This is a genomic window from Aristaeella lactis (assembly GCF_018118585.1).
Taxonomy (GTDB): domain Bacteria; phylum Bacillota; class Clostridia; order Christensenellales; family Aristaeellaceae; genus Aristaeella; species Aristaeella lactis.
Map to the genome: position 1 here is coordinate 3,000,307 of NZ_CP069421.1, position 17,190 is coordinate 3,017,496.

A 17,190-nucleotide genomic window follows, 5' to 3' on the forward strand; every position below is an offset into this window, starting at 1 on the left:
CCCTTCGATGCCGAAGTGGCGGAATGGCAGACGCCGCGGATTCAAAATCCGTTGCCCTCAAAAGCGTGCGGGTTCAAGTCCCGCCTTCGGCACTAAAAATCCTGTAGAAGAACCTGCAGGGTTTTCTTTTTTCAAAAAGAATCAAATACGACAACTACAGCGAAATTAGATTCCAATAAGTGAATCGACAATACCAACAAACGTATTATCTTTTACTACTTGCCCGTTGCCACCAAGCTCTTTGTATTTTGTATAGATAAGATCTCTCATCTCATCGATTTCTTCTGTTGATAAAGTATTAATATCAAATGATTTAATATCTTCAAAGGTGATGCTTTTTTTTCCTAATCTTTTAGCCACAACAGAATATATCAAATAAAATAATATATCGTTTTTTTCTGGGGAAGTGAGATCTGCACACAGCCTTAGATTACTTCTGACCATCTGTCCTATTTTTGCAGCTTTATAAAACACTTCTAGATCATGATTGTCTTCATATAACATCTTATAAGTGTCTTCATCTGTTAATAATGTGGATGGCCTTGCTCTTGCAAAATCAGGCTTCCTAAGGATAAGGCTTATAAGACATTGAGCTAGGAAAGAAACGCCTATTATATCATTTGCTTTTTTCTTTTGATTTTTATAATAATTTTTTCGTCTGTCATAATATAGTCCACGACTCTTAAAATACATCTCAATTTGCAGATGAATAGGATCTGTGACACGTAGGGAAGACTTGGGAATATTGGTTTGGTTATTTGTCGCAAAAATGATATTATCGCGAGATTCCTCACTTTCTGGCATAATAATTCGCACCAGAAGATGGCGTTTTTCTTCTTCTAATTTGGCGGGATTATCATAGAAATAATTATATATTTCCCTTGATGTTTGTAATCCATTAACAATTTCAGGATTGACTAATTGGAGTGATGTTGTTGTCATAAGCGTTATTTCTGAAGCCAAAATGGTGACACCATTATTAAACCACCAAAAATCTTCTGTGATACAATGTTCTAAAGTATCAGCTATAGAACTATTTACACTATTCTTTCCCTGATAATCCCTGACGTTAGCTTCAAAAAAGCTTTTCCTTAAATTATTAGAATTATCCGTAATAAATTTATAATATGTTCCTAGATTTACAAGCACAACGTATTCTTTTTTACTTAATGAAATCGGTTGATAAGCAAGTTCTAACTCAGTTCGTATTTCGGTATCTGTTGTGTACATATCCATTAATGCATCTGCGCCAATAAATGAAACATCTACGATTGCTGAAGGATAACAACGCTTAGCAATTGCTTTTAATTCATCAGCTTGTTGTACTACATTTGGATGAACATCAGTGCCCAAAGTGACATAATAATATTGGATTCGTAGTTTTATCGGGTTTCTTATTAGCTTAGTAATAACATCTCTGAACATTTTAAAAGAATCGATTATTTGCTCATTGTAACGCTTTGAGAAATCAGTTAATGACGATGACATATTCATTAGATTCTCAGAGATTGTTTTCCATTTCATTATGGCATCTTCTTTGAAGCGATATTCATTTTTAGTTTGGGCAATGCATAACGTAAGTGTAGAGCCTCTTGGAGCTGACAAATTTTCAATTTGATCCGGTAAAATTAATTCTTCATTGAGGAATAGATAAAAGCCATCACAACCGCCATCGCCCCCGCCACCAACGATACCTCCATCGACTTCATCATCTGTCAATCCGTAATTTTTCAGCAATTCGGAAATAGCAAAATGTTCAAAAAATAAATCAATACTGGCAAATCCTGAAGACTCTTTGAATTCTTGTTCAATGCATTCTGTAAGAAGGAGTTGATTGTTTGAGAGTGAGCCTTTCTTTGCCATGTTATTGTTTCTCCTTTTTAAAAAAATAGTATTCTTAGATCGGATTAATGACATATATTTACTTCACTATTCTTATGTCAAGGTGTCTGCCATTATTATACATTCTTTTCTGTTTGAGTCATATATCCATGCTAATCAGACAATCTCTTATCTGTTTCATTGTTGTATTTTTTTCTTTTAATCTTTGGAGAAAAAAGTCATATTTTTTATCCCAATTATGGCAATAGGTTGAAGCAAGATGCATAAAAGTTTTTGATTTTTCCACGGGAATTGATTCTATGAATAATAAATGATCTTTATCCCATTTACATAGAACAAATGTATAATCATAGAAAAAGGAGAAGAATGTATCTAGTGACTCATATTGTTTTGATCTATATTGAAGTGATTCAGAGAAATTATTATTCAATAATTTCACAATAGTAAGAATATCATTTTTAGAATTACCAGGCGTTTCAAATCTAAACCTAAAAGGGAAAAGCAATAGAAGATTTTTGTTTGTATTAAGTGTATCCAAATATTCACTTATGTCGTTTTCTAATCCTTGAACACGTGTTTTTTTGTTTTGTATCATCATTAATTCTTCAATAGATAGTCCTCTAATTGCTTGTGCTAAACGTGTATAAGTCATAGGGCCTGTGTTTTTAGACGCGCAATGTGCATACAGTCCTTTTGTCATAATGACAATTTGCTCTGAACGTGTACTTATTGCTTGTAAATGGGTTTTACTCGCAATTAGTTTGAAGTCTAGTCCATAATCCGCAGAATAAGCATCACATTGCCCGTTATTTTCATTATCTGGTGGTATAAATGGTGCTTTGAAATGCTGATGAAACCAAACTGAATGATTTATCATTTCAAGTAAATATTTTTCGTAATTGCAATCAATATCGCCTTTGACGTAATTCTTTATGATGAGAGGTGCTTCTAGTGAGGGACAATGAAGATCGCTTTTGTTTTCTATCATTTTTCATGCCCAACCCTTTTATATTTTCATGATAATATTATCATAAAAAGTTTAAGCCTGAAAGGGAAAAGGAATACCGAGAATAAAGGGATGAATGGTGAATAGATTATCGTTTAATATACTCTTTAAAGATCTGGCAACCGTATTTGATCTTTTGTATTTGATCCTCATGTATAATGAACGCGACTCAAACACAACGGAATACGCCTATTAAAAAGCCACCTATAATTTAAGTCCCACCTTTGGCACGATATAAAAACCTTGTAAATGATTACTTACAGGGATTTTTGATTTTGTAGTTGTTGCTGTTTTTCAGATGCTTATGATATGCTATTCTTATACACATGCTATAATTACTTACACATGAGGATATATATAAAAAGAGGTGATATCCATGCAAGAGGGAATGTGTGATGAAAAGAGCTTGCAATCGGTATATCCTTCTTTAGCAGCACAATGGCATCCAACAAAAAATGGGGATTTGACTCCCGATAAAATAAGTGCTGGATCGGGTAAAAAAGTCTGGTGGTGTGATAGCTTTGGTCATGAATGGAGCAGTTCTGTTAATAATAGAGCTAAAGGAAGCGGATGCCCTTATTGTAATGGGAAATTACCTGTCAAAGGTCAAACAGATTTGGGGACTACCAATCCACTCTTGGCCTCTGAATGGCACCCGACGAGAAACGCTCCACTAAAACCTGAAGACATAAAAGAGTACTCAAACAGGAAGGTATGGTGGATCTGTTCGCAAGGGCATGAGTGGCAGGAACAGGTTTCTAATCGAAGCAGTGGTAATGGTTGCCCAATTTGTGCTGGAAAGAAAGTGCTTCCTGGATATAATGATCTTCAAACAACACATCCTGATTTAGCTGCGGAATGGCATCCTACAAAAAACGGGGAGGATACTCCCGATGTGATAAGCTATGGATCCAAGAAAAAGGTATGGTGGAGAGATCAATTTGGCCATGAGTGGTGCTGTGCAGTTTATAGCAGATCTTCTGGCAACGGGTGCCCATATTGTAGCGGTAAGCTACCGATTAAAGGGCAAACGGATCTTGCGACAACAAATCCCTCGTTGGCTCTCGAATGGCATCCAACGAAAAACTTGCCATTAATGCCTTATGATATAAAAGAGCATTCAGATAAAAAAGTATGGTGGATCTGTTCGCAAGGGCATGAATGGCAGGAACAAGTTGGCAATCGAAGCAATGGTAATGGCTGCCCATTCTGTGCCGGAAAGAAAGTGCTTCCTGGCTATAATGATCTTCAAACAACACATCCTGATTTGGCAGCTGAATGGCATCCGGTAAAAAACGGATTTCTGACACCAAATATGGTTAGTGCCGGTGCCGAAAAAAGGGTATGGTGGCTAGGGAAATGTGGCCATGAATGGGAAAGCTTGCTCTATAGTCGCAAAGCAGGTAGAGGATGCCCTATTTGTCGTGGATTGATGGTGTTGAAAGGCTTTAATGATCTTGATTCACAAAGCCCAGATATAGCGGCTGAATGGCATCCGACAAAGAACAAAGATTTGACACCAGACGCAGTTACCACTATGTCCGAAAAAAAGATATGGTGGCAATGCGTGTATGGCCATGAATGGAAAGCATCTGTTTCGACTAGAAGCCAAGGTCATGACTGTCCAGTCTGTGCAAGAAGATATCATACATCTCTGCCGGAACAAGTTGTATTCTTCTATCTGAAGAGAGTGTTTCCTGATGCAATAAATGGATATCGGGATATTTTTATTGGGCCCATGGAAATTGATATCTTTTTGCCGTCCATTTCAACAGGAATTGAATATGATGGTATAGCGTGGCATAAGGGTAATGATAAGTCCGCAAGCGACAAACGAAAATATAACATTTGCCACGAAAAAGGAATACGACTGATTCGTATCCGTGAATTTGAACAGGAAAATACTGTAAAAGTTTGTGATGCTTTGATACAGATAAATCCTGATCCAACATATGCTGAGCTTGATGCAATGCTCCATACACTTTTCCAGATACTGGCGATTTTTGAACCGGACATTTCTACAGAAAGAGATATTAATGATATACGCAGCAGTTATATGCAGGTTATACAGAGCAATTCATTAGCTCAGAAATATCCGGCAATAGCTAAGCAATGGCATCCAGCCAGGAATGGGAAGCTTCTTCCTGAAATGTTTGCGGCTAGATCAAATGTTCGTGTATGGTGGATATGCGAAAAAGGACATGAATGGCAGTCTTCACCAAACGATCGTGTAGGGGGATATGGGTGCCCTTATTGTACAAATCAAAAAGTACTTCCCGGTTATAATGATCTGGCGACAACAAATCCGGAACTAGCAAAAGAATGGCATCCAACCAAGAACGGAGACTTGACTCCTCAGATGATTCCTGCCGGCACAGAAAAGAAGGTATGGTGGAAGTGCGATAAAGGGCATGAATGGCAGGCTATTGTCTATTCCCGAAACAAGGGTAAGGGTTGCCCGATTTGTGCACAACAAAAAAGGGGCAGAGAAAAACACTGATAGCGAGATCAAGACATGAAAAAAGTATGCTATCCGTTATGAGCTCTTTATCTGCTGTATTGGTGTTCTGAAAAAACAGTAAAAGTATATTGCTATCGTATGCAACCTTTGATACACAATATAAAATATGGTATTATGACATAAATCATAAAATATATGTTTTCTATCTCTGTGCTTTAGAGCCCTATATTATGGGTATACGTGAAAATATTGAATATGGTCTAGGGAGGTTTGTTTATGGAACAGTTATCCATGTTTGAAGGTGGACCTTCTTTTCCAATGTCATATGATGATATTGATTCATTGTATAAACAGTATATCTTTGAAGGAGAAACGGATAACGATGTTTTTACTTCATCGGAAGTTAAAAATGGTCGCAGTTATTTTTTCTATGGACAAAAGGTGTTTGAGTTTATTCCGGGTGATAACGATCAAGCGCGGTTGAAAATAATGGGAGAAGATAAGAAACCCATTACATTAAAACCGAATAACACAGCTGCAAACGAATTGGAGAAGTGTCTTCAAGCATTAAAGACAAAGAAGCAGCGCATCTTCCGTAATCTTATATCGGACACCTTTGGATGCTGCAACGATTTTAATAGGTGTTCAGATGCAAAGGAATGCATACACAAGGATGACCGATTTTATAATGGCTGTATGTACCGCACAAATCTTGAAGCTGGCCGTATCTTCTATGGAAAAAACAAGAATGCGGGGGCTGATATATGAAGATACTGCTTTATGATGTTGAAACGGCTCAGGCGAAAAATGTTGGTTCTATATGTGCTGTAGGCTGGCAGTTGCTTGATAATGATGTGCTGGTTAACAAGGGATATTCCTTGATAAATCCTCATTGTGCCTTCAGCAAAACAAATGTAGCCATACATGGTATAACAGCAGCTGATGTGGAAGATGCCCCTTGTTTTGCTGAGTATTGGGAGTCAACATTAAAAGATATGATGGCTTCTTCTCTTGTGATTGCGCATAATGCCGGATTTGACCTATCTGCAACAGAGCAGGCACTTTATCTGGCAGGAGTGGAAGATCCAGGGATTTTTTATCTGGATAGTCTCGCTTTGATTAAAAACATAGTAAAGGCTCCTTCATATAAATTATGTGATCTTGCTGCAATGATTGGTTATGAATATCAGGTACATAACGCAGCTGCAGATGTAGATGCGCTGGCACATGTTTTGTTTCATATAAGAGACCATTTTGAAATGGAAGATCTTGCAGCGCTTATTGCTCGCATCCCTGTCCGGGCGGAACATACAAAGACAAACACATTTATACCACATGATATTGTCCCGGAAACAACCTTTCCGGTGCATTCGCATTGCCGGGAAGATGTCGAGGTACAGGATGGGAAAATAGCAGGCTTAAAAATCTGTATCACTGGAGATATAAAGGGCTATGAGCGAGCTGATTTGGAAAAGCTAATAATGATTCATGGCGGCAGAGCCATGACATCTGTATCAGGGAAAACAGACTACCTTGTTGTAGGCGTTTATCCTGATTATGGACCTGGTTTTATCTCCGGCAAACAGAAAAAGGCCATGGAGATAATTGAACAGGGAGGGAAAATACGGATTTTATCGCCAGAAGAGTTTTTTCTGTTAATTGGTAATTGATATATATTATGTGAAAGAATTGGAGAATCTTTTTATGACAGCAAAAGAGTATTATTATCAGGAAGATAATGTTGAGTATATAAAAAATACACTAGGAACGGAACAATGGATACAAATAGCAGGTAGGAGAACAATAAACAATTCTGATGCTGCATTTTGGTGCGGATTGGTTGATGCAGAGCAGGTTTTAGCAATTAAAGAAGGGGCATCTTGGGACATTGGCCGCGGAACAAGTGCGTATCCAGGTTTCGAACAAGCTGAGGGAAAAACAGTATATAAAAAGTGTTTGTTAGACGATGGGTATGAACCTATCATTTTTGATCGTGAGTTTTATGGCGTTCGACCGGACTATATAGAGATATCACAGGAATTCATCTTGCTAAACAATTTATATTGGGACTTAAAAAAGAATGGTTTTTATGCAATTCATAATAATGGGGAATGTGAACCAGTTATCAAATATGAAGATGAAGATAGTATATATATAAGATCTACATACCTATATAAATATGCAGCTGCTAAACAAAAATACATAGTTCTGTTTTATGATATACGCACTGAATTGCCTGGCTCATTAAGTGAAAATGGTCTTGAACCCTTTGATAAAGACTATACGGATGAATTCATCAGGTATGGTCTTTGGGGGAATGAATTATCATCATTACCAAGGAACAAGAGTTATAGCGTTCTTATGGGAAAGAAACTCTTCCCGCCTATGAATATTGAGAAGTGTGGTTACTGGCCTTTTGAACCAGAAAAGGAATACGAGGACTTTATTATAGGTGAAGCTCCAACGGGTGAAAAGATAACTCATTCCTGTGATCCTAATACGCTGAATAATTTCTTTAATTCAAATCCTGATGAGCCTTTATATTTCACACCTGTTTTTTTCCGTAGGGAAGTGCTACAAAAATATATATCAAAATCGGAACTGTATAAGATAACAGACGGGCGAATAACTTGCGGATCATTTTGGAGTATGGAAATAGACAATCATCATACGGATTCTGATATTATTTCTGCTTTTCTGGGGGATTTGGGTACCTATCTGCCTGAAGAAGAACAAAAAGTATGGAAGATTTATAATATCATCAGCGATGAAGGAATCAGTGAAGTGACATATAAAAGAGATTTTCTATGCACATTTGTTGATTCAAATATGGAAGATCATCGATTTATTGCAAATTATATAGAATTAAATGAAAAATGGGAACAACAATTTGGCTGGCCACTATTCCTTTCATTGTCTGTTTCAGATGATTATAATTTTAATGGCATCCGGATTCCAGTGGTAAACAGTCAACAAGAGTTTGATAATCTTGTGTTATCGCTTGTAAAGGTATTAATTGATTCTTTGAACGAAAAGGTCATAATTAGGGAAGCTAATGTACCAGATGATGAAAAAAATTCGCTTAAGGGCATCGGAAAGCTTGAAGCTTGGATATATGCCAAAGGTGCCAAAGGGTTTGAAGATCATATAAAATTTCTTCGGGATTTACAGGAACTTCGATCTACAGGAACTGGTCACCGAAAAGGGAAAGGATATGAAAAAATCTCTGAGGTTTTTCAACTGAATGAAAAAACTTATGCCGATGTGTTTACAGATATACTTAGGAAAGCGAATCAATTCTTGGTTTGCATGAAGGAAACTTTTTTGGAGAATGTTGATTTGTCATAAAGAAGCAGATAATGATTTATACCCTTAAGTTTACCCTTTACAGATCCGAAGATCCCATTTGACCTTTTATATATTTGACTATAATGTATGGGATAAAAGGCTCAGATACAAGGAAATATGCCTATTTACAGGCCCCCTATAATTCAAGTCCCGCCTTTGGCACGATATAAAGCCCTGTGAACTCAAGTTCACAGGGCTGTTCTTATGTGCTGTTATAGACGGATTTTCTGGGTTTCACTCTTTTTCCTTTTTTTCAACCAGCACCCAGAAGTGATTCTTTCCGTCTTCAGACTTTGTCACATTGCAGCCAAAGTTAGGATTGGCCTTGCGGGTTTCCATCCGCTTTGTCGCATTCCGCGCGAGTATTACGGCGAGGACTGTGGCCAATGACATCTGGTTCTCTTTCTCTTCAGAGAAGGCAAAGAGCAGCATGTATTCTTTCCCGTCATCAGGGACAGTAAACCGGTCCATGACCTCCCGTACATGCTCCCATCCGTGCTGTTCACAGAGCACTTCATAGTCCGGGCTGTTCAGGATATCCAGGTATTCCGGCTCTTCTTCAGGCTGTACTCCATCGGAAGGCAGATCATAATCAAAATGAATTTCCGACAATTTACGGTTTTCCAGATACCCGGTCAGGGAGTCCAGAATCTCCTTATATTCTTCTGCGGAGATTCCGAATTCCTCCATCGGATCGTAGTCTTCCGTGAGATTCAGTACTCCTTTGCGGAATTGACTTACCTTTTCCTTCATACGATTGACTTCGTCCAGATATGACTGCTGGATTTCCCTGGTTTTCCGGAGACGGTCTTCCTGATCTTTGATCTTTTCCGAGAACGCGTTGAACACCGTATCGTTATCGGCATCGAGAAGGCCTTTGATCTCCTCAATGGAGAATCCAGCGATTTGCAGATTTTTGATTTTCACGTACTGCAGGGCCTGATCCTCATCATAGTACCGGTAGCCGGTAGTGGAATCCACCTTAACCGGTTTCAGCAGATCCACGTGGTCATAGTACCGGATGGTCTTGGGATTACAGCCGCACAAACGTGAGAATTCTTTGATTGTCATATCCGGCTCCTCCTTTCAACCACGTTGTATCATTACAGTTCAGGGGAAGGTCAACAGCTTTTTCAAAAAAGTTTTCAGCAGTTTTTGATCGTTACTCATTATAAATGATGAGTGATGAATTGTGAATTGGCGAAGCTTTCTTTGAAGCTGTAAAACATGTAAAGTTTAAGTAACGTTTTGCCCTGAGGTATGGCGTCTGCCATTCCTGTTGCTTATAATAGCAGTAACCTGTTTGCAAGGGCACTGAACCGTAAGCCGCGGAACGAAAAATACAGCCTTGTAATTTGCGGATTGCATCCTGTATTATAAAACCTGACGCGTGTATGATAAAACCATAGACCGGGGCAGGTGAAAGCGAGGAAGAAAAGAACGACGCGGACACCTGCCCCGGTTGATTGATACAGGAGGGGAGAAGCGATGAAAAAGAATAAAATTCTGACAGAGATCATCATTGGCGGCTTTGCGGTGCTTATTGCCGGGATTGTCATCCCTGTAAAAACAAGCGCAGACAGATGGTATTCGTACTCCTCATTCTCCTCCCAAAACGATGCAGGAAGTGCTCTTATCGTTGTGCTTGTCCTGGTCGCTCTGGCGGTTATTGGAGCCGGCATTGTCCGCGTGGCGGGTCAAAGCAAGGACTATGAGGACTATGGGGCCGAACCTGTGGAGGACTTTACGGAAAGGCTTGCGCATGAGGAAAAGCCGGCCCCGGCGCCTGCGCCTGTGGTGGTAAGGGTGGAAAAGCCCAGGGAAAAGAAAATGGTATTCTGCCCGTACTGCGGAACAGCACAGGATGAAGATTATAAAACCTGCGAAAGCTGCGGCGCCGGCAGGCGGAAGTAAATGATATATGATAATACAAAGCCCTGCAGATTTGATTCTGCAGGGCTTCTATTATTCAGGACCAGGATTATTTGTTTACAGATTCCAGTTTATATGCATCCGAGGAAAAGGAACCACTCCATTTTACGCTTTTGATCGTCAGATCATCATAGTTGCTCTGGTCGGCGCATTCCTGAATAGTATCAGAGGATTCATTCAGTTCGATGTTATATCTGAAGAAACCCTTTTCGAGCATGAAAAAAGCGATACCAGGTTCTTCGCTATAGTGGAAAGGGAGCAGAGTATATCCTTCTTCTTTAACTTCCCTCACAGTTTTACCTGTCAGTATATCCAGCTCTGCCTGTTCAGTCGGATCACCGGTAAATTCACTGTCATACCGCACCGGAAGAGTGGAACTATAGTTATGATATGCTCTGAAGGCCTCATTCATTTTATCAGTGTCACCAGTGCTGAGGTAATAGATATAATCTTCCCAAAGCGTTTTTGCGTTTTCATCGAAATCCGCTATCATACGATAATATGTATTATCCTTTGCGACAATGATTATATAGTAATCTGATTCAAGCATACCACCATTACCGTGCTGATTCGCGTCTTCCAGATTTGTGAATACGGGATGACCGGATTCATCTGTATCGAACGGTGCATCAGCAGGGAGATAAGTGTCTGCGGCAAATGCTACAGAAGAGAATAAAAGGATCAACGCGGTAAGAAGTGCAATCAGCTTTTTCATAATCAACTCCTCCTTTGTTTTACAGGATACTGTAAATAGAACGGCGAAGCCGGTATTTTCATTCCTGCGGCAACTTGCCGCAATCTGCCGCAAAATGCCGCTATATACCAATCCATATAGAATCCGAAGGAGAATAGAATACGAATCCAACTGCTTCGAAGTAAATCTTTGTTGATCTGAACATCTTTCTGATTGTTCATTGACAGAAGGGCTAATGGCGGAGCAGTTTCCTGACAGCAGCAAATTGGCAGTAAGCAGGCAGTAAATATACAGCGAAAAGAAAGTAATTGACAGTTACTGTACACTTGAAATACAGCAGATGCCGGGTTTAGTATTAAAATGGAGTAAAAGAATTCTTTATAAAACCGAATAAGGAGGCTCAAAAATGCCAAACAGAATTCTGAAGGAATCGATCCTGACAGATAAGAAATTCAATATGCTTTCTTTGTTGGAGGAATCGATATATCATCGCCTGCTTGTAAGCGTGGATGATTACGGAGTTTTATATGCGGACCCGACGCTGTTGTCTCATATCCTGTTTCCAAGAAAAACAGATATAGACGGAGAAACAATTCGGAAGAGCCTGAAACATATGGAGAAGCTTGGTCTGCTCTGCATATATATGGCAAATGAAGAGGAATACCTGAAAATCTGTTCCTGGGAGAACGACCAACGGCTGCGGAATACCCGGCATAAGTATCCGACTCCGGAACAGGCGGACAATACAAAACTGGATGAGTCTGTGAAAGTTCAGCCTGCGGAGGAACCGGAGAAACCTGCTGAAAAGACAGTTGTTATTGCTGAAAAGCGATCGAAACCTGAAGTGAAGGAACTGCCGGTGGCAGAAATACCGTTGAATGATAATTCTGTCTACGGTGTTACCCGGGAAGAAGTCGAAGAATATACCACACTGTATCCCGCAGTTGATATACTCCAGGAACTGCGGAACATGCGGGGATGGAGTCTGTCCAATCCCCAGAAGCGAAAAACCAGAAGCGGGGTGAAAAAGTTTATCAACAGCTGGCTGGCACGAGCACAGAATGAGGACGGAAGCAATCCGCGTTCCGTTCCCAAGTCCATTCCAATCAATCCGTTCCTGAGCATCCTGAAGGAAGAGGCAAATGAAGACAGGCAAGCTGAGCCGGCCTTTTCTTTATGAGCGGAAAGGGGAAATATACGCGATGAACATGGAAGAAACTAATCAGATCCTTGCGTCCATTACGGCGATCTATCCTGTTTTTGTCCGGGACAGGGATGCCAGAACCCTGGCAAAAGTCTGGCAGCAGGTTTTTAACGCTACACCCTATCAGCTGGTGAACCAGGCGCTTATGGCTTATATTGCCACGGACACAAAGGGCTTTCCACCTACTCCCGGTGCATTGAATATGTGGATCGCAAAGACACAGCAGATGAACGGACCTACGGAGAATGAGGCGTGGGCCATGGTATACCGGGCCATTTCACGAGGTTTATATAACAGCAGGGAAGAGTATGAAAAGCTTCCTCCCGATATCCGTGAAATTGTCGGCAACTCCCGCATGCTCCATGAATGGGCACAGATGGACAGCAGCGAGGTTAACACCATCATTGCCGCCGGATTCAAACGCTCCTGGCGCGCACGCCAGGAACTGAAACAGGAGCTGATGCCTCTGGCAGGAATCCCGCAGATGCATCTGGGGGAGCAAGAGAAGAGAGAGTTCTAAGAGCAATAGAAAACACATTATCATCTTTAGGTTAAAAACACCTTCCGGTTGATTCGGAAGGTGTTTGATAATCATACTCCGAAAAGCGGGGTGGAATAATACCGCTCGGCGGTGTCGGGAAGAACTGTGACCACGGTTTTCCCCGGCCCGAGCTTTTTGGCCAGCTTCAGGGCGGCGGCAACGTTGGTGCCGCTGGAGATGCCGCAGACCAGGCCCTCTTCTTTGGCGAGGCGGCGGGCGGTTTCCAGGGCTTCCGCGTCTGTGACCACGTAGATGTCATCATAGATTTCCCGGTTCAGGATATCCGGAATGATGCCGTCGCCGATGCCCATCTGGATATGGGTGCCGATGGTGCCTCCGGCCAGGATGGCAGCGTTTTCCGGTTCCACGGCCCAGATCTCCAGGTCCGGATACTGGGCTTTGAGCACTTCGCCGATGCCGGTGAGGGTGCCGCCGGTGCCGATGCCGCTGCAGTAGCCGTGGATCGGTCCGGCCACCTGGGCCATGATCTCCAGGGCGGTATGCTTTTTATGGGCCAGGGTGTTGTTCGGGTTTTCAAACTGCTGGGGAACGAAGACCTTCGGGTTTTTCGCCTTCATTTCCATGGCGCAGTTCAGGCACTCCTCCATGCACTTTCCGATATCTCCGGCGTCATGGATGAGCTTGACTTCCGCTCCGTAATGACGGATCAGTTTCCGCCGCTCCTCACTGACGGAGTCCGGCATGATGATGATTGTCCGGTAGCCTTTGACCGCACCGACCAGCGCCAGACCGATACCCTGGTTGCCGCTGGTGGGCTCTACGATGATGCTGTCCGGGGAAAGGAGACCTTCCTTTTCCGCCTGTTCGATCATATTCAGCGCGGTACGGGTTTTGATGGAGCCGCCGACGTTCAGCGCTTCCACCTTGACCAGGATTTCGGCACTGCCTTCCTCCGGCATCCGGTTCAGCCGGACCATGGGTGTATTGCCCACCGCGTCAAGGATTGTGTTATATACCATAACCGATACACCTCCGGGAATTACCCTATAACATGTAGGACTATTATACAGAAGGAAGGGATTGTATACAAGTGAAAAAACAAACAGGAAGCAGCAGTTTTTATGTATTAAGGATACGGCCCGGGAGATCTGAAACCACCCGATGAATCCGCCGGAGGATCAGAACGGAGCCATATCAAAAAGGCACCGCCCGTTTGGGCGATGCCGGGGACATCCGGACTCAGATGCCGCTGGTGTCCTGGTCAGCAGGAGCTGCCGGAGCCTGCTGCTGTGCCGGGACAGTGGTGCCGAAGCGGCCCTGTCTTCCGCCGAAGCCATTCCGGCCGTTCAGACCGCTGCCGGAAAAGGAGTCGTCCATCCGGTCTTTTCCGAAACCTTTCCCGCCGTGTCCGCCTCTGCCGTCCCGGCCGAAACCGGTACCGTTCTGCTGCATGAGGGTCAGCTGTTCGGCATAGTATTTCAGGATCAGGTCAGCCTGCTCCTGCGTCAGGGCTCCGTCAGCCACGTAGCCATCAAGTTCTTCTTTCAGGCTGGTCAGGACTTCGAGCTTCCTGCTTTCGGCTTTCGCCTTGCTGTATGCCTCCAGGGCTTCGGTCAGAGCAGTGGATTCAGCCTGCGCGGCATCAGCCGCGGCCTGGGCATCCTCGGCGGCTGCCTTAGCCGCATCAGCGGCCGCGGTATCAGCGGCGATTTCAGCCGGTTCTTCGGCCAGCGCGGCAACGCTCAGACAGGCCGCGATCATCAGTGCCAGTACGATCAGAATGGATTTTTTGCTTTTCATGATTTTTGTTCTCCTTTCGGATTATTCTGTTCCCATCGGGAACAACTGTATTATCCGGGAGGAACCTTTAAATAACCTTGAACAGCTGCATTTTTTCTGAAACGTTCATTACCGCCCTGTCTCCGGATAAGAGAACGGCCGGCTTTTCTATAAAAAACCGGATGGCCGGCCTGCCGCTGCCCGCTGTTTGTGGTATACTGGGCGGCAGGAAAGAAAAACGGTCGGGAGGCATTCCGGAATGGCGGTACAGATGGCAGGACGATACGGGAAACGGATCAGAGCCGCGGCGATGCTGCTGGCGGTGATGCTGCTGGTTTCCCTTATTGGAACGGCGGGAGCGGAAAAGAAAAACACGGACCTGCTGGAAGCCGCCTTTGAACTGCTGGAGGAGGGGAATCCCTTTGTAAGGCGGTATGAGGAAATGACCGGGAAAGACATTGAACCGCTGTTTCCTTACGGGGTTCCTTATTTCTTCGGCGGACTGAGCGGATCAAAGGGAAACGGCTGGTTTTACATGGCCTACCCGGATTACTTTGTGAAACTCTGCGAGAAAGGTTCCGGATATTTTCAGCCCGGGAAAAGATACTTCTACGGCCTGGACTGCACAGGATTTACCCGGCATGTGTACAAGGCCTGCGGCAGGGAGGCGCATCCCACCCTGTCCGATATGATGACCCTGTGGGAGCTGCGCCGGTATCATGTGTATGATTCCCGGGAAGGAAATGAGATGCCGCCCTATGAACAGCTGAAGGATACGCTGCAGATCGGCGACCTGCTGGTAATCAAGCACGAGGCAACACGGTCCAGGCATATCATGATGTACATCGGGACGCTGCGGGATTTCGGCTATACCGCTGAGGAGGAACCCGCCCTGGCAGCCTGGCTGGATTATCCGCTGGTGATCCACTGCGGGCTGAGCCCCTTCTACGGCGAAAGGTTCCAGAAGCTGATTGACGGGTGCCCGGAGAAATACGGCAGGTGTACAACAACAGACGGCGGTGTGGCTGTGTCCATCCTGGGACCGGCACCGGAGGACGCCCCGGTACACGAACACGTACAGAAAACAGATTATAACTGGTTTGTGATGAATGACGGGGGATACATCCTGACAGCGGTGAATATGAGTGATGTGAAGTATTACTGCTGGTACAGACCAGAATAATGCAGAATGCAGAATTCAGAATTCAGAATTATTGCGTCTGCAAGCAGACGCTACTGAAAAATGTTGAAGAAACAGCACCTTGGGTGCTGTTTCTTTGATTATATGAGCCTGCGGCGTAGTAAGGGATTCCTCGACTCCACTGCGTGGCCCGGGGCTGCCGCCCGTTCTCCACTGAAATAGAGCCACTGGCTCTATTTCCGGGCGCTACGAACCCCGGAATGACATACCGGGAAGAGGAAGAGGTGATAAACACAGCGGACTGTTAAAAATGCCGGATTTGTGATAAAATAAAGCATACAACGTGAAAGGAAGGGACGCGTATGCCTGCGAAAAAAGAAGCCGTGAAAAAGGAAACTGAAAAGAAGACCGTGAAAAAGGCTGTGGCGAAGACCGTTGCCAGCGCCGTGGAGACCGGAGCGAAGGCCGCTGCCAAGACAGCCGCGAAAGCTGTAAAGGCGGCTCCCGCCAAGAAGACCGCTCCCGCCAAGAAAGCTGCTCCCACCAAAAAGGCCGCGAAAAAGCCTGAAGTGATCATTCAGTCTCCCATGGGCGGTATCATTACCCCCGAAGAGATCCTGAAGCGGGTCGGCAAGGTGGACAAAGTGTACGTCCGGGTGGACCAGAACAAGGCACACTGGGTACGCGGAGACGAAATCGGCAGCATCGATCTTTGGGACTGACCGACAGAACAGAAATACCGCCGGATTGTGATCACAGTCCGGCGGTATCTTTTTACTTTTGGGATGATGGTTCAGTCAAAATGCTCCAGCTTCCGGATGTGATCCGCCTGCTCAATGATCTTCTCTCCCCAGTTGTCATCCTGGGCATTCAGCTGGTAGGCCCGGAAGCCGAACTGGCCGGCGGAGGAACAAATGATCTCTTCATCATCGATGTGCAGGGAGATCTGGTAGCGATTGGGAAGCTTCTGGGGCAGGGTTTCCTTGTTGCTCCGCTGTACCTCCTTCAGGTGACGGGTGCCATTGACTTTACTGAGCTCTTCGTCCAGGAAAGACTGGAATTGTGTTTATGGGAAGCGGTATCACCATTGCTCATGTCCGGTACCATCCTTTGAACAGTTCTGGTCGGTCAGGAGAATATGATCATCTGTATCTATCATATCAAAACAGGCCGTGTACGTCAAAAAAGATACAAATGCTGTGGCGTGTCCGGGAAAGAAGGAACGAGAGAAAGACAGCCGGTTCTGCCGGGAGCAATTGAATGTCGGTTTTCCATGCGTTA

Annotated in this window: 16 protein-coding genes and 1 tRNA gene; 11 read left to right on the top strand and 6 right to left on the bottom strand. The window is 43.7% G+C overall.

Going from position 1 to position 17,190, the window contains the following annotated elements; translation table 11 throughout:
* Positions 1-9 precede the first annotated feature (9 nt).
* Positions 10-92 (top strand) — tRNA-Leu (locus JYE50_RS13580).
* Positions 93-165: 73 nt separating this feature from the next.
* On the opposite strand, the gene JYE50_RS13585 is transcribed toward JYE50_RS13580, so the two are convergent.
* Positions 166-1,863 (bottom strand): AIPR family protein, encoded by a 1,698-nt coding sequence (locus JYE50_RS13585; RefSeq protein ID WP_084096134.1) that lies wholly within the window; start codon positions 1,861-1,863, stop codon positions 166-168.
* A 118-nt stretch (positions 1,864-1,981) separates the two neighbouring features.
* A complete protein-coding gene (locus JYE50_RS13590; RefSeq protein ID WP_084096135.1) occupies positions 1,982-2,830 on the bottom strand; it encodes a hypothetical protein in 849 nt (282 codons plus the stop codon).
* 394 nt (positions 2,831-3,224) lie between these two features.
* Between JYE50_RS13590 and JYE50_RS13595 the strand changes: the two genes are divergently transcribed.
* From JYE50_RS13595 to JYE50_RS13610, 4 genes are all read left to right on the top strand, one after another.
* The gene (locus tag JYE50_RS13595; RefSeq protein ID WP_084096136.1) at positions 3,225-5,348 is read left to right on the top strand and encodes a zinc-ribbon domain-containing protein; all 2,124 of its coding nucleotides are present in this window, start codon (positions 3,225-3,227) and stop codon (positions 5,346-5,348) included.
* A gap of 237 nt (positions 5,349-5,585) precedes the next feature.
* Positions 5,586-6,077, top strand: coding sequence for a hypothetical protein (locus JYE50_RS13600; RefSeq protein ID WP_084096137.1), 492 nt, complete (start codon positions 5,586-5,588; stop codon positions 6,075-6,077).
* On the top strand, positions 6,074-6,979 hold the full coding sequence (locus JYE50_RS13605) for an exonuclease domain-containing protein (protein WP_084096138.1): 906 nt from the start codon (positions 6,074-6,076) through the stop codon (positions 6,977-6,979). The genes JYE50_RS13600 and JYE50_RS13605 overlap by 4 nt, the downstream gene beginning before the upstream one ends.
* A 34-nt stretch (positions 6,980-7,013) precedes the next feature.
* Entirely contained in the window at positions 7,014-8,657 is a 1,644-nt protein-coding gene (locus tag JYE50_RS13610) for a hypothetical protein (RefSeq protein WP_084096139.1), read from the top strand.
* Positions 8,658-8,891: 234 nt separating this feature from the next.
* Here JYE50_RS13610 and JYE50_RS13615 read toward each other — a convergent pair whose 3' ends face one another.
* Positions 8,892-9,728, bottom strand: coding sequence for a MerR family transcriptional regulator (locus JYE50_RS13615; protein ID WP_084096140.1), 837 nt, complete (start codon positions 9,726-9,728; stop codon positions 8,892-8,894).
* A 417-nt stretch (positions 9,729-10,145) separates the two neighbouring features.
* Between JYE50_RS13615 and JYE50_RS13620 the strand changes: the two genes are divergently transcribed.
* Entirely contained in the window at positions 10,146-10,571 is a 426-nt protein-coding gene (locus JYE50_RS13620) for a zinc ribbon domain-containing protein (RefSeq protein WP_084096141.1), read from the top strand.
* 67 nt (positions 10,572-10,638) lie between these two features.
* On the opposite strand, the gene JYE50_RS13625 is transcribed toward JYE50_RS13620, so the two are convergent.
* On the bottom strand, positions 10,639-11,304 hold the full coding sequence (locus tag JYE50_RS13625) for a hypothetical protein (RefSeq protein WP_084096142.1): 666 nt from the start codon (positions 11,302-11,304) through the stop codon (positions 10,639-10,641).
* Positions 11,305-11,689: 385 nt separating this feature from the next.
* On the opposite strand from JYE50_RS13625, the gene JYE50_RS13630 reads away from it, so the two are divergent.
* Positions 11,690-12,463: a hypothetical protein gene (locus JYE50_RS13630; protein ID WP_084096143.1), complete on the top strand. Its 774-nt coding sequence runs from the start codon at positions 11,690-11,692 to the stop codon at positions 12,461-12,463.
* Positions 12,426-13,007 carry a replicative helicase loader/inhibitor gene (locus tag JYE50_RS13635; protein ID WP_084096144.1) on the top strand — a complete coding sequence of 194 codons (582 nt, stop codon included), beginning with the start codon at positions 12,426-12,428 and terminating at the stop codon, positions 13,005-13,007. Before JYE50_RS13630 ends, JYE50_RS13635 begins: the two co-directional genes overlap by 38 nt.
* 71 nt (positions 13,008-13,078) lie before the next feature.
* Here JYE50_RS13635 and cysK read toward each other — a convergent pair whose 3' ends face one another.
* Together cysK and JYE50_RS13645 are read right to left on the bottom strand one after the other, a co-directional pair.
* Entirely contained in the window at positions 13,079-14,008 is a 930-nt protein-coding gene (cysK, locus tag JYE50_RS13640) for a cysteine synthase A (RefSeq protein WP_084096145.1), read from the bottom strand.
* 220 nt (positions 14,009-14,228) lie between these two features.
* On the bottom strand, positions 14,229-14,789 hold the full coding sequence (locus JYE50_RS13645; RefSeq protein WP_084096146.1) for a hypothetical protein: 561 nt from the start codon (positions 14,787-14,789) through the stop codon (positions 14,229-14,231).
* 238 nt (positions 14,790-15,027) lie between these two features.
* Here JYE50_RS13645 and JYE50_RS13650 point away from each other — a divergent pair, with 238 nt between their 5' ends.
* From JYE50_RS13650 to JYE50_RS13660, 3 genes are all read left to right on the top strand, one after another.
* Positions 15,028-15,951, top strand: a complete 924-nt coding sequence (locus JYE50_RS13650) for an NlpC/P60 family protein (RefSeq protein ID WP_084096147.1) — start codon at positions 15,028-15,030, stop codon at positions 15,949-15,951.
* 320 nt (positions 15,952-16,271) lie between these two features.
* Complete coding sequence (locus tag JYE50_RS13655; protein WP_143763632.1) at positions 16,272-16,631, top strand: hypothetical protein; 360 nt, start codon at positions 16,272-16,274, stop codon at positions 16,629-16,631.
* Positions 16,622-17,023, top strand: coding sequence for a hypothetical protein (locus JYE50_RS13660; RefSeq protein ID WP_143763633.1), 402 nt, complete (start codon positions 16,622-16,624; stop codon positions 17,021-17,023). Before JYE50_RS13655 ends, JYE50_RS13660 begins: the two co-directional genes overlap by 10 nt.
* Positions 17,024-17,190 lie beyond the last annotated feature (167 nt).

Bases quoted from the DNA above. Each gene is read 5' to 3' on its own strand.
- JYE50_RS13585 (WP_084096134.1), bottom strand. From the start codon at position 1,863: ATGGCAAAGAAAGGCTCACTCTCAAACAATCAACTCCTTCTTACAGAA.
- JYE50_RS13590 (WP_084096135.1), bottom strand. From the start codon at position 2,830: ATGATAGAAAACAAAAGCGATCTTCATTGTCCCTCACTAGAAGCACCT.
- JYE50_RS13595 (WP_084096136.1), top strand. From the start codon at position 3,225: ATGCAAGAGGGAATGTGTGATGAAAAGAGCTTGCAATCGGTATATCCT.
- JYE50_RS13600 (WP_084096137.1), top strand. From the start codon at position 5,586: ATGGAACAGTTATCCATGTTTGAAGGTGGACCTTCTTTTCCAATGTCA.
- JYE50_RS13605 (WP_084096138.1), top strand. From the start codon at position 6,074: ATGAAGATACTGCTTTATGATGTTGAAACGGCTCAGGCGAAAAATGTT.
- JYE50_RS13610 (WP_084096139.1), top strand. From the start codon at position 7,014: ATGACAGCAAAAGAGTATTATTATCAGGAAGATAATGTTGAGTATATA.
- JYE50_RS13615 (WP_084096140.1), bottom strand. From the start codon at position 9,728: ATGACAATCAAAGAATTCTCACGTTTGTGCGGCTGTAATCCCAAGACC.
- JYE50_RS13620 (WP_084096141.1), top strand. From the start codon at position 10,146: ATGAAAAAGAATAAAATTCTGACAGAGATCATCATTGGCGGCTTTGCG.
- JYE50_RS13625 (WP_084096142.1), bottom strand. From the start codon at position 11,304: ATGAAAAAGCTGATTGCACTTCTTACCGCGTTGATCCTTTTATTCTCT.
- JYE50_RS13630 (WP_084096143.1), top strand. From the start codon at position 11,690: ATGCCAAACAGAATTCTGAAGGAATCGATCCTGACAGATAAGAAATTC.
- JYE50_RS13635 (WP_084096144.1), top strand. From the start codon at position 12,426: ATGAAGACAGGCAAGCTGAGCCGGCCTTTTCTTTATGAGCGGAAAGGG.
- cysK (WP_084096145.1), bottom strand. From the start codon at position 14,008: ATGGTATATAACACAATCCTTGACGCGGTGGGCAATACACCCATGGTC.
- JYE50_RS13645 (WP_084096146.1), bottom strand. From the start codon at position 14,789: ATGAAAAGCAAAAAATCCATTCTGATCGTACTGGCACTGATGATCGCG.
- JYE50_RS13650 (WP_084096147.1), top strand. From the start codon at position 15,028: ATGGCGGTACAGATGGCAGGACGATACGGGAAACGGATCAGAGCCGCG.
- JYE50_RS13655 (WP_143763632.1), top strand. From the start codon at position 16,272: ATGCCTGCGAAAAAAGAAGCCGTGAAAAAGGAAACTGAAAAGAAGACC.